Here is a 13,220-nt window from a genome sequence, read left to right as displayed (position 1 = left end):
CTATGGCCCTGCCAGAAGGTCCTGTCGGATGTTGTCGGTGATGGGGCGCTGATTGAACATGGCCCCGGGATTGAGGAGATCGTCCGGATCGAATATCCGTTTGACCTCCCGCATATAATCGTACAGGGGCCCTCCCCATTCCCGCCTCAAAAAAGGAGCCCGCAGCGGACCCATGCCGTGTTCGGCGGTGACCGTGCCATGGTGCTTCAAAACCAGTTCATACACAGCTTCGGCCAGTTCCCGGATGCGGCCTGGCAGATCGGGAAGGGTCAGGTCGAACAGCGGTCGAAGATGAAGATTGCCGTTTCCCGCATGGCCGTAGATGAGGGCGATCATTTTCCGGTCGGCGAACACCTGCTGCACCCCCTGCACGAAGGAGGCGAGTTTTTCGGGCGGCACGCCCACATCATTGACCACCGAGAGCGCCCGGAGATGGGGTTGGGGATGGCGGATCAGCCACAGGATCTGCTTGCGCAGGGCCCAGAGCCGCTCGATCTCGGCCTCGTTTCTGGCCACGGCAGGGGGTCGAGCCAGACGAAAACCGCCGGTTTGCAGAAGGGTCTTGATGTTGCGGATCCCTTCCTGAAAACCCGATCCGGCCAATTCCACCAGGAGCAGATGGGCGTCGACGGCCAGCCCGGCCGGGACATCGGTTTTCTCTTTCAGCACCTGCACTGTCTCGCGGCTGATCAGCTCGATAGCGGAAACATCGAGGTCCCGCAGGGCCAGGACCGCCCGGCCCGCTTCAGTCAGATCATCGAAATAGAGCAGGACAGCGGCCCGGTCCTGTTCGAAAAGCTCCACCTGAAGGGTGGCGCCGGTGACGAGACCGAGAGTGCCCACACTGCCGCACAGCAGCCGGGCAAGGCGCCGGCCGGGCGACAGAGGATCGAGGAAGGCAAACAGGTTGTAGCCGCTGGCCGTTTTCAGACGGCGGGCGGCCAGCCTTTCCCGGGCGGGTGCATCCGCGGCAAGACGGCTCTCCAGTTCGGCGATCGATGTCCGGAAACGCTCGGGAATGGTCCTGGCGTCGGCCGTGTTCACCACCTCCCCCTGGGCGGTCACGAATTCCAGGGATGTCACAAAGCGGTCGATCGAACCGTAGCGCAGGGCATGGGGACCGCTTGCCTTGGTCGCGATATTGCCTCCGATGCAGCTGATATCGGCGCTGGAAACATCCGCGGGCAGAAAGTATCCCTGGCCTTTGAGCTGCTGCTGCAAGGCGTTGTGAGAGACCGCCGCGCCGACCCGGATGCCGGCCCGACCCCCTTCGATGGTCAGCTCTCCGATGCCGCTCCAGGCTTCGCTGCGGGGCAGAGCCACGACGATTCCCGATCCCAGGGCGGCGCCTGCGGTGCCCGACCCCCCTCCCCGGGGGGTGAGGGGAATTCCCTCACGGGAGGCAAATTCGATCAGCCTTTGGACATCCTCCCTGTCCTCAGGCAGAGCCGCGACCCGGGGAACCACCTCGTAAAGGCTCTGGTCCCTGGCATAACGGCGCAGGGCGCCGGGATCGCTCACCACCTCTCCCCGGATCGTCCCTCGCAGCTTGTCCGCCAACCGCTCCTTCGCCCCTGGCATCACACCCCGCTCCCGATGCAGGAATCGCGATGGATATCGAGGCTGCGAAAGGTATTCTGACGCAGCACATGGCGGATGCGATCGAGCCCCTGCCGGATCTCCTCCTCGCTGACGATGAGGTGCGGCCGGAAGCGGACGCTGCGCGAACCGCAGCCGACCAGAATCAGCTTTTCGGCGAAAAAGGCCTTGACCAGCTGATCCCGGGTATGACCCTCGGGCGCGTCGAAGGCGCACATCAGGCCCCGCCCGCGGGGATTGGAGATGGTCTCCGGAAAGTCTTCGGCCAGCCGCTGCAGGCCCTCAAGGAGCAGTTCTCCCTGCCTGGCGGCATTCTCCACCAGCTTCTCCTCCTCGATGATGCGCAGGATATGATTGCAGCGAACCATATCGATCAGGTTGCCGCCGAAGGTCGAATTGAGACGGCTGCGCTCTTTGAAGACATGGCAGCAGACATCCTCCACGCGGCGGGAGGCGAGCATGCCGCAGACCTGGGTTTTTTTGCCGAAGGCGAGCAGGTCCGGGGTCACCCCGAAGTGCTCGAAGGCCCAGAATTTGCCGGTCAGTCCCACACCGGTCTGCACCTCGTCGAAAATCAGCATGATGTCGTGTTCGTCGCAGATGCGGCGCAGAGTCCGCAGAAACTCGGGTCGGAAATGGTTGTCTCCCCCTTCCCCCTGAATCGGTTCGATGATCAGGGCGGCGATCTCCTCGCTTTGCTGCCCGATCACCTGACGGATGTCCCAGACCGCTTCCTCCTCGAGGGTCTTCACCACGGCCAGATTTTCCTCGTTCAGAGGAAAGGTGACTTTCGGGTTGACGATCCGCGGCCAGGGAAATTTGGGGAAGAATTTGGTTTTGCGCGCATCGGCGGTATTGGTCAGGGACAGGGTGTAGCCGGTGCGGCCGTGGAAGGCCTGGCGGAAATGGATGACCTGGCTGCCCGCATCCTGCTCGATCCCGGCGGCATGATTTTTCCGCACCTTCCAGTCGAAGGCGGTCTTGAGGGCGTTTTCCACCCCCAGCGCGCCCCCCTCGATAAAAAAGACATAGGGAAATTCGGCCGGCATGGCCACCCGGGCGAAAGTCTCCACGAACTCCGCCATGGCCGTGGTGTAGACATCCGAGTTGGAGGGCTTGTTCACCGCCAGCCGCCCCAGTTCGTCCCGGGCGGCGTCCAGCCGAGGGTGGTTGTAGCCGACCGCCATGGAGGCGTACATGGAGAAAAAATCGAGGTATCGATCGCCGGTACGCTGGTCCACGAACCAGCAACCCTGCGAACGGTCGACATCGAGAATGACGTCGAAACCTTCAACCAGCATGTGACTGGACAGGGCTTTTTTGACCTCTTGCGGTTGGATCATGGTTTTCCTCCTGATCGGACAGTCATTTTAATAGGACCTATGGGGCATATAAGTCCCATAGATCCTATTTTTAATCGATACCGAACTGTATCCCCTGGGCCAGGGGCAGTTCGGTGCCGTAATTGATCGTCACTGTCTGCCGTCGCATGTAGGCCTTCCAGGCGTCAGAGCCCGATTCCCGGCCTCCGCCGGTTTCTTTTTCGCCACCGAAGGCGCCGCCGATTTCGGCGCCCGAGGTGCCGATGTTGACGTTGGCGATGCCGCAATCCGATCCCCCAGCCGCCAAAAAAGTTTCAGCCTGCCGCAGGTCGCTGGTAAAGATGGCCGAGGAGAGGCCCTGTGCCACATCGTTCTGCTTGGCGATGGCTGCGGCAACATCACCGGAATAAGAGATCAGATAGAGAATGGGGGCAAAGGTCTCCTGACGCACCACCGGAAAGTGATTTTCCGCCTCGAAAATGGCGGGCACCACGTAGCATCCCGATTCGTAGCCCGGTCCCTCGAGGGTTTCGCCGCCGAAGACAAGCCTGCCCCCCTGCTGCTGAACTTCCTCCAGGGCATCGCGAAAAGCCTTGACGGCACTCTGGTCGATAAGGGGGCCGACATGGTGTGCCTCGTCCAGAGGATCGCCGATGCGCAGACCGCCATAGGCCTTGACCAGAGCCTGTCGCACCTGGGGCAGAATGGATTCGTGCACGATCAGGCGGCGCAGGGTGGTACATCGCTGGCCGGCGGTGCCGACGGCCCCGAAAACCACCGCGGGGAGAGCGAGTTTCAGATCCGCATGCTCGGTCAGGATCACCGCATTGTTGCCGCTCAATTCCAGAATGGTGCGTCCCAGCCTCCGGGCCACGGTTTCCGCCGCCCGCCGTCCGGAGGGAACGGAACCGGTAAAGGAGATCAGGGGCAGGCGGGGATCTTCCAGCATCCGTTCGCCGATGTCGCTACCGGACCCGACCAGCAGGGAGAAGATCCCCTCGGGCAGTTGGTTGGCCCGCAGGACCCCGGCCACGATCTTCTGCACGGCAATGGCGGACAAGGGCACCTTAGAGGACGGTTTCCACACGCAGACGTCCCCGCAAACAGCGGCGATCATCGCATTCCATGACCAGACCGCGACAGGAAAATTGAAGGAAGTGACGATGCCGACAATGCCCAGCGGATGATACTGTTCGTACATCCGGTGCCTGACCCTCTCGGAATGCATGCTCAAACCGTAGAGCATCCGCGACTGGCCCACGGCGAAATCGCAGATATCGATCATCTCCTGGACTTCCCCCAGCCCTTCCTGCAGTGACTTGCCCATCTCGTAGGACACCAGCCGTCCGAGCGCTCTCTTCCGGGTCCGGAGCTCGAGGCTGATCTGCCGCACGATCTCCCCCCGTTTCGGTGCCGGCAATTCCCGCCAGAAGACGAAGGCTTCCCCGGCCGTTTTAATGACCCGCTCGTAATCCTCGAGGGCAGCCCGCCGGACGGAGGCGATCGACTTGCCGTCCGCAGGCGAAAAGACCTCCATCAATCCTCCGGCCGAATCCCAGTTTCGTCCGGTCGACGCTCCCGGATTGACCGGTTCAATCCCCAGATCTCCAAGAAAATCCATAGACCCTCCATTTTAATTACTTCAAGTTTACCAACAGAGCGGAATTGAGCAATCAGGAGTGATTAGGGCAGGATCGGAAAAACAGGTATCGTCACCGGCGGGTCAGCCAACCGGGGTTTTGGTCTTGCAGGGGTGTAAATCCTTTTTACCATTCGAGGCCGGCTGGGTTATGATAGACGCAAACCGGATTGCCACCATAATAAGGAGTTGAACTCATCATGACCGATTCGAACCCGCGCCGGTTCACGGGGGCCAGCCGCTATGTGCTGGACGATGAACTCGCCAAGATCGTCAATGTGTCCATAGCCCTGGAGATGCCGCTGCTGCTCAAGGGAGAACCGGGCACCGGCAAGACCATGCTGGCCCACGCCATCGCCGAAAGTCTCGACATGCCGCTGCTGGTGCTCAATGTCAAATCGAGCATGCGGCTGGTGGAGGCCCTCTACCAGTACGATACGCTGACCCGCCTCAACGACAGCCGCTTCGGCGATTCGAGCCGGGACGTCAGCAACATCGAGCACTATATCCGCATGGGCAAGATCGGCCAGGCCTTCGCTGCCGAGCAGAGGGTGGTGCTGCTGATAGACGAGATCGACAAGGCGGATACCGACTTCCAGGACGACATGCTGGATATCCTCGATCAGATGCAGTTCGATATTCTGGAGATCGACCGGACCGTCACCGCTCGTCACCGGCCGGTGGTGATCATCACCTCCAACGCCAAGAAGGACCTGTCGGATCCTTTTCTGGGACGCTGCAACTTTCACCACATCGCTTTTCCCGACCGGGAAATGATGCGCCGGATCATCAGCGTCCACTACCCCAATCTGAGCGATGACCTGGCCCTGGCCTGCATCGACGCCTTCTACCGGCTGCGCCGGCTGGACGCCATCGAGAAGAAACCTGCCACCCGCGAGCTGCTCAACTGGATTCGGGCGCTCGAACAGGATGAGGATTTCCAACCGGAGGATCTGAAAAAGAATCAGATGCCCTATCTGGGCGTGCTGTTCAAAAAGAGCGAGGATCTGGAAAGAATCAATCAGATTCTGAACCGTTAATCCGGATCGTTCTCAACGTCTTACGCGTCAGCCGGGCTCAAGGAGGTCCGTATGTTCATATCCTTTTTCCTTGCCTTGCGGGACCAGGGGGTGGCCGTCACGCCCACGGCCTTTTTGCGGCTGCAGAAGGCTCTGGGGCTCGGGCTGATTACCTCCCTGAGCGATCTCTATACGGTCGCCCGGGCGGTGCTGATCAAAAGCGAGCGGGATTTCGACACCTACGACCGGGTCTTCGCCGAAACCTTTGCCGACATGGAATTCGAGGATCTGGAGGGGGCCAAAGTCGAGGCGGCCGCCCGCTCGCTGCTGGACGAATGGCTGCGGGACCGGGAGGACCTGGCGCAGACCCTCGGTCTGAGCGCCGATCAGCTGCGGAAGATGAGTGCCGACGAACTGCTGCAGTATTTCCTTGACCGGCTCAAGGACCAGGACGAAGCCCATCACGGCGGTTCCCGCTGGATCGGTACCAAAGGCCGATCGCCGGTGGGCCATTCGGGACACCGTCCCGGCGGCATGCGGGTCGGCGGCGCTTCCCGCAACCGGTCAGCCACCAAGGTGGCTCTTGAACGACGCTACCGGGACTACGCCCGTTCCGCCCCCCTCACTCGCGGTCAGACGGGGGAGGCTCTCAAGCGGCTGCGCCACCTGCTGCCGACCGGACCCCGGGATGCGATCAACATCGACCGCACCATCTACCAGACCATGCGCAACGCTGGAGAGATCGAAATCCTCTTCGACCGACGGCTGACCGACCGGCTTAAGGTGATGCTGCTCATCGACAACGGCGGCTGGTCGATGGATCCCTATGTGGCCACGGTTCAGTCCCTTTTCCACCATGCCCGGGCCCAGTTCAAGGAACTCAACATCTTCTATTTCCACAACACGGTGACCGGCCGGGTCTGGCACGATGCCGCCCGCGCCACCAGTCCGGAACCGATCGAATCCCTGCTGCGGCGGGATCCGGAGACCCGCCTGGTCATCGTCGGCGACGCCAGCATGGCGCCCGAGGAGTTGCTGGAGGTCAACGGCAACATCGCCATCGAGTACCGCCAGAAAGAGCCCAGCATCGAGCGGTGGAAGCAGCTGGCCCGCACCTTTCGCCATGCCGTCTGGCTCAACCCCATGTCCCCCACCCTCTGGCCCCATGGCGAAACCATCTCCATCCTCCGCCGGATCATCCCGATGTTTCCCCTGACCCTGGATGGCCTGGACGCGGCGGTGCGGCATCTGAACAAGCGATAAATTTTCGGGATCGGGGGCGGGGTCGGTACCGAAAAAAATTTTTTTTGCAACCGGCCCCGATACGGGTACCGGTCCCGAAAAGGCCGGCCTATCCCCGCCCCGCCTCGACCAACCCTTCCTTCTCGGTCGGAGCGCGCTCAGCCAGGGCCAGCAGCAGATCGGTCTTGGTTAGGCTGCCCAGCAGCAGGGGCTTCGGGCCATCCGCCACCACCGGCAGCCGTTCCCCGGGATATTCTCTGAATTTCTCCAGGGCCTCTTCGAGAGAAGCGGAAAAACGAACCACCGGCGGGCCGGCGGTCAGCAGGTCCTTGGCGATGACCAGATGGGCCAGGGAGGTGGAGCCGAGATATTCCTTGATGTCCTGAAGGCTGACGGCACCGATATAGACCCCGTCCTCATCAACCACATAGAGAAAGCGGTAGGTCTGCATGATGAAATACCGGGCGATCTCCCTGAAGGGGGCATTCGGCTTTACAGAGGCCGGATTCGCTTTCATCAGACCTCCGACACGCAGCAGAGCCAGCTGCCGTCTCGACAAGGCTTCTCCCTTGCGGATGAGTGAGGCGCTGTAGATGGATCTGCTTTCAATACTTTGGGCGGTAAAATGGGCCAGGACGCATCCGAGCATCAAGGGCAGGATCAGCTGGTAGTCGAGGGTCATTTCGAAAATGATGATGATCGCCATCAGCGGCGCATGGGTGGTGGCCGCCAGCATCATCCCCATTCCGGTCAAGGCGAAAGCCCCGGGAGCCGGAACAAAGTCGAGGCCGAGGATCTGACAGAGGTGTCCAAACAGGTACCCGATACTGGCTCCCACAAACAGGGTGGGAGTAAATACCCCCCCGACCGCTCCGGAACCGAAACTGGCACAGGTGGCCGCCACCTTCAGCAGCAGCAGAACCGCCAGACTCGTCCAGACCCACTCTTCATGCAGGATGCCCGTCACCACACTGAAGCCGTTGCCGCAGACCTGCGGATACCAGAGGGCGAGAAGACCGACCACCAGCCCTCCCAGCCCAAGCCGCAGATAGACCGGCAGCCGTGTCTGGCGAAAAAGTTTTTCACTGCCTCTCAATGCGCGCAGAAACCAGGGCGCGGCGAGACCGGCCAGCAGTCCGAGCACCAGGTAGTAAAAAAGTTCGAAACCGGAATCCAGCCGGAAATACGGAATACCGTAAAGGGGTTCTTCACCGGCCAGAAATCGCACCACCTGGGTGGCCAGGACGGAGGCGAAAACCAGTGGACCGAAGGTTTCCATGGCGATGGAGCCGACAACAATTTCGGCCACGAAAAGGGCTCCTCCGATAGGAGCATTGTATGCGGAAGCGATGCCCGCGGAGGCGCCACAGGCCAGAATCAGCCGTCGCTGCGCCACGGTCCAGCGGCGGGTCCGGCCGATCAGGGAGGCCAGCATCGAAGACAGCTGCACCATGGGCCCTTCCCGGCCGATGGATCCCCCCGAAGCAATTGAAAACATGGCCGAACCGATCTTGACCATGCTGGACCGGAAGGAGAGGTTGCCGCTGCCGAGAACCACCGCTTCCATGAAGTCGGTGGAACTCTCCTGGCGGGATTTTACCTTGACGCCGAAATAGAGGATGCCGCCCGCGGCGATGCCGCCCAGCATGGGTGTCACCAGCCGCCGCCAGGGAGACAGTTGGGAATACATCTCCACGATCCCCCCCTCGCGGCCGGTAATGGCCAGAGCCATAAGGTCCAGCATCTCCCGAAACAGCACCGAGGACAGCCCGCCGACAATTCCGACGAGCCCCGCCCAAAACAGCACCTGGTACCGGTCCAGAGTCTGATAGGTGGAGGCCAGACGGATTCTGAGGGACAGGAACTTCCAGATCCTGGGGGCGGCCCACCAGCGCCGAAACCAGTCGAGGAATTTTTGGACTTGCCGTTTCAACATTTTGCCGACGCCCCCGGTGCTGTTATAGTCCTTTTTATACCGGTTCGGAGGATAACATGGCCCTCCTGCGGACAATGTTCATCATCCTCTCTCTGCCCCTGCTTGCCGCGAACGTTCAAGGGTTTGAAGGCATGGACAGACGCTTTATCTTCTTCCCGGATCGAACTCTGCATGCCACCCCCGCCGCGGCCGGGCTGACCTATGAAGAGGTCCGGTTCCCGGCCTCCGACGGCGTGTCTCTGCACGGCTGGTACCTGCCCGGCGATAGCGGTAAACCGCTGGTGCTCTTTGCCCACGGCAATGCCGGCAATCTGTCCCACCGCATCGACAACCTGGCCGGCTTTCACCGTCTGGGTCTGCCGGTGTTCATTTTCGATTATCGCGGCTATGGTCGAAGTGAAGGCCGCCCTTCGGAGAAAGGCACCTATGCGGATATGCGCGGTGCTCTCGCCTGGCTGAAAAAACAGGGATGGAAAACGGAGCAAATGATCTATTTCGGCCGCTCCCTGGGAGCGGCGGTGGCCCTGAATCTGGCCCTGGAGGAACCCCCGGCCGGCCTGGTGATGGAATCGGCCTTTACCTCCGTCGCCGAAATGGGATGGCATCTACAGCCCATGACCTATGCCCTGCTCGGATGGTGGGCCATTTCCTCCCGCTACGACAACCTGGCCAAGATCGGCGGCCTGCGTTCTCCGCTGCTGCTGTTCCACGGGGAGGACGATACCATCGTCCCCCCCGAAATGGCCCGCCAGCTGTTGGAAAAAGCGCCTTCACCCAAGTCCCTCTACCTCATCCCCGGCGCCGACCACAACGATCCCTATTATATCGACGACAGTGATTACTGGCGGCAATGGCAGGAGTTTATAAAATCCCTGGTCCCGGGTCCCGGGTCCAAAGACTAGTCCCGCGTCCCGCGTCCCGAGTCCTTGGACCTTGGACCCTGAACTATCTTACAGCGCTTTCTCCTTAACCTGGCGGGCCAGCTCTCCGGCCCGTTGCCGAATCAGCTGCAGAGTTTCCTCGGACGGGTTGCCCTGAAACTCCACCGGCTCCAAAAAGGTCCATGACATCTTCTGCCGTTCGGTGATCTCTTCCAGTTCCTTCTGGGCGCCACCCGACCAGCCGAAACTGCCCACCCGCAGGGCGAGCTTGCCTTTCACCGTCTTGCGGCCCAGTTCATCGATCACGGTCGCCATGGGTGGAAACATTTTATATTCATAAGTCGGCATCGCCAGCACCACTCCGGTCGATTCCCAGGTAGCGGCCAGGACGTTGCTGACATGACTCTGAGGCACCTGGTGAACCACCACCGCGACCCCCTCGTCCACCAGCCCCTGTACCAGGGGCTCGACCACCTTGGCCGTGTTGCCGTACATGCTGCTCCAGAGCAGGGTCACCTGGGCCTTGGCCGGTCCCTGGGCATAGGCGGCAAGCTTCTCGTAGAGGCGGATGATACGTTCGGGATCTTTGCGCCAGACCGGGCCGTGACCGGGGGCGACAATACGCACATCGAGCTTCCTGACCTTTTCGATGGCCCGGACCACCGAGGAGGAAAAGCGGGCGACGATATTGGCGTAGTACCGCAGCGCCTCCTCTTCGTAAGCTTGCAACTGCTGCTCATCGAGCTGGTCGTCGTAGAGGGCCCCCTCTTCCACGGCGCCGAAGGAGCCGAAGGCGTCGCAGCAGAAAAGAGTGCCGGTGGCAGGTTCATAGGCGGCCATGGTATCGGGCCAGTGGACGTTGGGAATCTCCTCGAAGACCAGCTGCTTTCCGTTGCCCAGGTCGACACTGTCTCCCGATTTGATGACCCGGCAGGGCAGATCCATCCCGAAAAAGGCCTTGGCCAGTTCCAGCCCCTTGGCCGTGATGAGGACTTCGGCCTTAGGGTTGAGTTTCAAAAACGCCTTGAGCCAGCCGGAATGGTCCGGCTCGGTATGATTGATCACGACGTAGCTTATTTCCTCGATCTTTACGCCGAGACGGTCGAGTTGGGAAAACAGTGCTTCGGGATTGCCGCTCGTCTCGGAAACACCGTCGATCAGGGCCACGTCGCGCCCCTTGACAACATAGCTGTTCATCGAGGCTCCCTCCGGAAGCGGCCAGATCCCTTCAAAAAGGATATTCGATCCGATATTGGCGGAAAGGCAGAAAATTCCATCAGTCACTTCACTTGCATGCATACATCGACTCCTATTCGCTCTCGTAATCCCCATCGGGATGCGTTAAAAGAACCAGACCTGAAAGATGAATGTTTCGGTCATAATATCTTTCCCGCCTTTCGCCCGCAAGACCATTCACCGGGAGCATAGGGGAAATTCCCGCATCGTGGCATCGGATCGATTGCGTATCCGCCGACAGATCAGGCGTCTTCCCTGTCCAGGATCAGCGGCACCGGGAAAAATGTCTTTTCCTGGGAGGACCCGTCCCAGAGAGGAACGACCCGGGAGAGGGACAGCAGGGCGAGGGAATGCCGCATCCGGCCGGACCTGATGTCCTGATCGATCTCCTGCAGGGACAGACAGGCGACCTGCACGTCCTCACCTTCGTCCAGCTCGGCAGGATGGGTCAGGCGGGCATCCCGGGCCAGCCACTGGTGCAACCGGTTGTTCTGAAAAGCGGGATTCGGCTCGACCCAGCCAAGATAGACCCAATCGGAGGACGTAAAACCGGTCTCTTCCCGCAACTCCCGGCGGGCGGCCTGCTGATGGGATTCACCTGAATGCACCAGACCGGCGGGCAGTTCGGTGGTGACGTGGGACACCCCGAACCGGAACTGGCGTACCACGACGATGCGGTTGTCCGTGGTGATGGCGGCGACGCTCACCCAGTCCGGAAAATCGAGGACGACCGCCTTGAGGGGGGCGGCATTGCGGGGGTTTTCCACCCAGTCATAGCGCACCTTGAAAACAGGCAGTTCCGGCCCCTTTTCCGTACGCAGCAGTTTCCAGGGTTTGGGATCATTGTTTTCGGCCATGTCCGGACTCCTTCTGCAATGGCAGGCTGGTTTTTAATCTTACCATCCGGCAAGGAAGGAGCAACTGGGCCGGGAATTCGCCGGGGGAAAGGGCGTCAGGGAGGATCCTGAATTGTCCGGTTCAGAGTATCCCGGAACGCGGGATTGTCGGGACAAGCATCGATTGCCTGCTCGGCAAGGGTCCGGGCCTCGTCCCGTCGCCCCTGTTGGAGCAGGACCCAGGCCAGGTTGTTCATCGCCTCCGCATTTTCGGGGTTGCGGTCCAGAGCGTCCCGGTAGCTGTCCTCGGCGCCCTTCCAATCCTCCAGTCCGGCCAGTACGTTGCCCTGGTTGATGAGCGGCAGATCCCACGTCTTGTCGAGGCGGGCGGCCTGCCGGTATTCCCGCAAGGCCAAATCGGATTCCCCCCTTGCTTCGTAAGCCGCTCCCAGATCGTTATGCTGGCGTGAATCGAGAGGGTCGTTGAGCACGATCACGCGCGGCATGCTGCACCCGGTCGAAAACAGAATGAGGAGACAGAGCAGAAACCGCAAATTCATGGTTGGGAATTCTCCAGGTACAAAAACAGACGATTCATGGCCGCCCACCGTCGGTCGAGTTCTGCAGAGGAGATGAAGACCGATTTTTTTTCCCCCGCATGCACCAGAAAGCCCTCGTCATCGTCGAAGCCGAAGACCACGATGTAGTGAGGATAGGAAACCGGCTTAACGCCCATCTCCAGGGGGATGATCAGCGGTCTGCCCTGCAGGATCGTCTGCCTCAGGAGGTCCAGATCCCCTCGACCCGAGCGGGTGGCAAAACCCTGCCGCCGGGCGAAATTTTCCAGATCGGGGAGAAGACTGCCCCTGAGTGCCGGAGTGACCACCTCGGGGGCGATGGTTTCAGCCGGCAGAGGGCGCCCGCCATGGGCCAGCAGGGAGGCAAGAGCGGCGGGTCCGCAATCGTAGGGACCCGCCTGCCGGTAAAAGGGAACTTCAATCTGGTGGAAATCTGTCCGGCCGCCCTGCCGATTCAGGGCTTGAAAAGGTCCGCACCCGCTGGTGAGGATCAGCAGAAGCAGCCAGGGGAAAAGATGTCTCATCGGATGATGATCTGCTTATCCGCAACCTTGAGGATCACCACGACCAGAAGGATGACCAGCAGCACCCCGATGACCAGACCCAGGATTCCCCCCTCGGCCAACGTATCGGACAATCCTGCCAGCTGGTGGAGCTGTTCATCGCTCATAGTCGGCAGCTTCGCGGAGACCTCCTCCGGGGTCAGACCGTAATCGGCAAGCCTCTGGGCCACGACCTCCTGCTCCAGGGCCTGCCGAATCTTTTCGATCTGCCCGGCACGCAGGGAAATGGTTTCCCCATTGGAGAGACGGCTTTCCGCCAGGGAGGCGGAGCTGTTGACGGGCAGCATGGCCAGAAAGGTGAAAGCCAGCAGCACGGTCCAGCAGATACGGTTGTGCAGAATCCAGGGTTTGTTTGATCGCATGGGTTAT

The 13,220-nt window shown here is 60.9% G+C and carries 12 protein-coding genes; 3 read left to right on the top strand and 9 right to left on the bottom strand.

From position 1 onward, the window contains the following. The 3 genes from R2940_00550 to R2940_00540 all read right to left on the bottom strand — a co-directional run bounded on the left by R2940_00550 (position 1) and on the right by R2940_00540 (position 4,542). The gene (locus R2940_00550; protein MEZ4598264.1) at positions 1-1,581 is read right to left on the bottom strand and encodes an FAD-binding oxidoreductase; all 1,581 of its coding nucleotides are present in this window, start codon (positions 1,579-1,581) and stop codon (positions 1-3) included. Beyond that, complete coding sequence (gene lat / locus R2940_00545) at positions 1,581-2,942, bottom strand: L-lysine 6-transaminase (GenBank protein ID MEZ4598263.1); 1,362 nt, start codon at positions 2,940-2,942, stop codon at positions 1,581-1,583. The genes R2940_00550 and lat overlap by 1 nt, the downstream gene beginning before the upstream one ends. Before the next feature lie 70 nt (positions 2,943-3,012). Then, the gene (locus R2940_00540) at positions 3,013-4,542 is read right to left on the bottom strand and encodes an aldehyde dehydrogenase family protein (protein ID MEZ4598262.1); all 1,530 of its coding nucleotides are present in this window, start codon (positions 4,540-4,542) and stop codon (positions 3,013-3,015) included. Positions 4,543-4,760: 218 nt separating this feature from the next. Between R2940_00540 and R2940_00535 the strand changes: the two genes are divergently transcribed. Both R2940_00535 and R2940_00530 read left to right on the top strand, forming a co-directional pair. Beyond that, the gene (locus R2940_00535) at positions 4,761-5,600 is read left to right on the top strand and encodes a MoxR family ATPase (protein MEZ4598261.1); all 840 of its coding nucleotides are present in this window, start codon (positions 4,761-4,763) and stop codon (positions 5,598-5,600) included. Between the two features lie 51 nt (positions 5,601-5,651). Further along, complete coding sequence (locus R2940_00530; GenBank protein ID MEZ4598260.1) at positions 5,652-6,842, top strand: hypothetical protein; 1,191 nt, start codon at positions 5,652-5,654, stop codon at positions 6,840-6,842. Between the two features lie 88 nt (positions 6,843-6,930). Here the strand turns inward: R2940_00530 and R2940_00525 are convergent, their stop codons facing one another. After that, a complete protein-coding gene (locus R2940_00525; GenBank protein MEZ4598259.1) occupies positions 6,931-8,757 on the bottom strand; it encodes a ClcB-like voltage-gated chloride channel protein in 1,827 nt (608 codons plus the stop codon). Positions 8,758-8,813: 56 nt separating this feature from the next. On the opposite strand from R2940_00525, the gene R2940_00520 reads away from it, so the two are divergent. Continuing rightward, positions 8,814-9,659 (top strand): alpha/beta hydrolase, encoded by an 846-nt coding sequence (locus R2940_00520; protein ID MEZ4598258.1) that lies wholly within the window; start codon positions 8,814-8,816, stop codon positions 9,657-9,659. Between the two features lie 48 nt (positions 9,660-9,707). Here R2940_00520 and R2940_00515 read toward each other — a convergent pair whose 3' ends face one another. The 5 genes from R2940_00515 to R2940_00495 all read right to left on the bottom strand — a co-directional run bounded on the left by R2940_00515 (position 9,708) and on the right by R2940_00495 (position 13,213). Next, positions 9,708-10,937 carry an FprA family A-type flavoprotein gene (locus R2940_00515; protein MEZ4598257.1) on the bottom strand — a complete coding sequence of 410 codons (1,230 nt, stop codon included), beginning with the start codon at positions 10,935-10,937 and terminating at the stop codon, positions 9,708-9,710. A gap of 179 nt (positions 10,938-11,116) precedes the next feature. Beyond that, positions 11,117-11,731, bottom strand: coding sequence for an NUDIX hydrolase (locus R2940_00510; protein ID MEZ4598256.1), 615 nt, complete (start codon positions 11,729-11,731; stop codon positions 11,117-11,119). A 95-nt stretch (positions 11,732-11,826) separates the two neighbouring features. Further along, the gene (locus R2940_00505; protein MEZ4598255.1) at positions 11,827-12,270 is read right to left on the bottom strand and encodes a tetratricopeptide repeat protein; all 444 of its coding nucleotides are present in this window, start codon (positions 12,268-12,270) and stop codon (positions 11,827-11,829) included. After that, positions 12,267-12,812: a cysteine peptidase family C39 domain-containing protein gene (locus R2940_00500; protein MEZ4598254.1), complete on the bottom strand. Its 546-nt coding sequence runs from the start codon at positions 12,810-12,812 to the stop codon at positions 12,267-12,269. The genes R2940_00505 and R2940_00500 overlap by 4 nt, the downstream gene beginning before the upstream one ends. Next, entirely contained in the window at positions 12,809-13,213 is a 405-nt protein-coding gene (locus tag R2940_00495) for a PA2779 family protein (protein MEZ4598253.1), read from the bottom strand. Before R2940_00495 ends, R2940_00500 begins: the two co-directional genes overlap by 4 nt. Between the last annotated feature and the right edge of the window lie 7 nt (positions 13,214-13,220).

It is taken from the genome of Syntrophotaleaceae bacterium, from assembly GCA_041390365.1.
GTDB lineage: Bacteria > Desulfobacterota > Desulfuromonadia > Desulfuromonadales > Syntrophotaleaceae > JAWKQB01.
The sequence above is the reverse complement of the archived record's forward strand: the minus strand, read 5'-3'. Positions and strand labels throughout refer to the sequence as shown.